The 1,723-nt window shown below is 71.3% G+C and carries 3 protein-coding genes; 2 read left to right on the forward strand and 1 reads right to left on the reverse strand.

From position 1 onward, the window contains the following. Window positions 1-487 (reverse strand): TraB/GumN family protein (locus tag B9G38_RS16985; protein ID WP_198945732.1); only part of this gene is annotated, 487 nt, incomplete at its 3' end. A gap of 134 nt (window positions 488-621) precedes the next feature. Between B9G38_RS16985 and B9G38_RS16990 the strand changes: the two genes are divergently transcribed. Next, the gene (locus B9G38_RS16990) at window positions 622-1,347 is read left to right on the forward strand and encodes a winged helix-turn-helix domain-containing protein (protein ID WP_086221149.1); all 726 of its coding nucleotides are present in this window, start codon (window positions 622-624) and stop codon (window positions 1,345-1,347) included. 60 nt (window positions 1,348-1,407) lie between these two features. After that, on the forward strand, window positions 1,408-1,723 hold a 316-nt coding region (locus B9G38_RS16995), incomplete at its 3' end, for a bifunctional nuclease family protein (RefSeq protein ID WP_086221150.1).

Here is a 1,723-nt window from a genome sequence, read left to right on the forward strand (position 1 = left end):
TCGTCATCCGGGCCCAGAAGCGCTGGATCGTCGTCTGGATGTCGCGGTCGACTAAGGCGACGTCGATGCCGAGCGACTCGGCGACGTCGACGGCGGCCTTCATGTCGGCGCCCGGCTCGATGTCGAACCGCTCGCCGAGCTGGGTCTGGACGTACGAGAGCATCCAGTACGCGAGGAACTGGAAGACGGTGTTCCCCTTGAGTAAGTCGCCCGCGTCGAGGTCGTCGGGGGTCTCGCCGTTGAGCTGGCGGTAGCGCCCCTCGTCGAGCTCGACGGCGACGACGTCGGGACGCTCTCGGTCGATCGCCTCCTCGACCTCGTCGACGGAGCGCTCCGACACGTGCGCGGTCCCGACGACCGTGACCCTCCCCTCGTCGGCCGCGGGGTCGCGGGGCGGCTTCCCGTCGAGGTCGCCGCCGTCGGCCCGCGGCGATCGGTCGGTCGACGGGGGCGCTTCGTCGTCGCTCCCCCGTGACGTCTCTGTCATCACCCGTCGTACTCGGTCACCGCGTTTAGGGTTTGTGAGTCGATCGCGGAGCCTCCACCCGAACGCCGCTCGCGCGTCGACCCCGTTCCCAACGATCCAACAGGTTTGTATTCTCACGCGTTCCATTGCCCGCTATGTCCCGGCTGTTGCCCTCCCTGCCGGACGCGACTCCCGAGGAGCGCGAGCCGCGGGTCGTCGGCGTCGACGACGACGAGGCCGACGACCTCATCGCCGCCCTCGGCTCCGAGACGGCGCGCGCGATCCTCTCGACGCTCCACGACCGGCCGGCCACCAAGTCCGAACTCGCGGACGAGGTCGACACCTCGCTCCAGAACGTCCAGTACCACCTCTCGCGGCTCGACGAGGCCGACCTCGTCGACGTCGTCGACACCGCCTACTCCGAGAAGGGCCGCGAGATGGACGTGTACGCCGCCGCCGACGAGCCGCTCGTGCTGTTCTCGGGCGGCTCCGAGGAGTCGACCGGGATCAAGACGGCCCTCATGCGCCTGCTCGGCGGGTACGGGCTCATCGGCCTCGCGGCGGTCGCGGCCCAGCGCCTGCTCGCGGTCGGCTCGCTCGGCGGCTCGCGGTTCGCCGAGCGGTCCGGCGGCGGCGACGCCGGCACGGCCACCACGGCCGGCGCCGACGGAGGCGCGACGGACGGCGCCGACGGCCCCACGATAGAGAGCGTCCCCGACCAGAACGCCGCCGCCGAGAGCGCCGACGGCGCGGTCGAACTCGTCGGCGACCCCCTCGCGGAGTACGCCGTCTCGCTCGTCGAACCGGGGGTGGTCTTCTTCGTCGCCGCCGCGCTCGTGTTCACGCTGGCGTGGGCGTACTGGTACCGGTCGTCCCGCTGATCCGCTCCCGCCGGCCGCGACGTGGGACAGCTATTCAAGCGGCCGCCACCACGTTCCCGTATGGAACACGAAGCCGAGGTCGTCGGGGTCGGCGCGGGCTCGGCGCCGAGCGGCGACGTCCCGGCGGTGATCCTCTCCGCGCGCGGCGAGTACGTCCCGATATTCGTCAGCGGCGACCAGGCCCGATCGATCGGCATGGCGCTCGAGGGCGAACCGTTCGACCGACCGCTCACGCACGACCTCCTCGTGGACATCCTCACGGAGTTCGGCGGCGCCATCGACCGCGTCCGCGTCGACGACCTCCACGACGGCACCTTCTACGCGAAGGTCGACGCCGAGCGCTACGACGACGGCGAGCCGGAGCGGTTCGTCTTCG

This window comes from Halorubrum sp. SD612 (assembly GCF_002135005.1).

What these genes read in the sequence shown, in the direction of transcription:
- B9G38_RS16990 (WP_086221149.1), top strand. Translation starts at nt 622, where the DNA reads ATGTCCCGGCTGTTGCCCTCCCTGCCGGACGCGACTCCCGAGGAGCGC.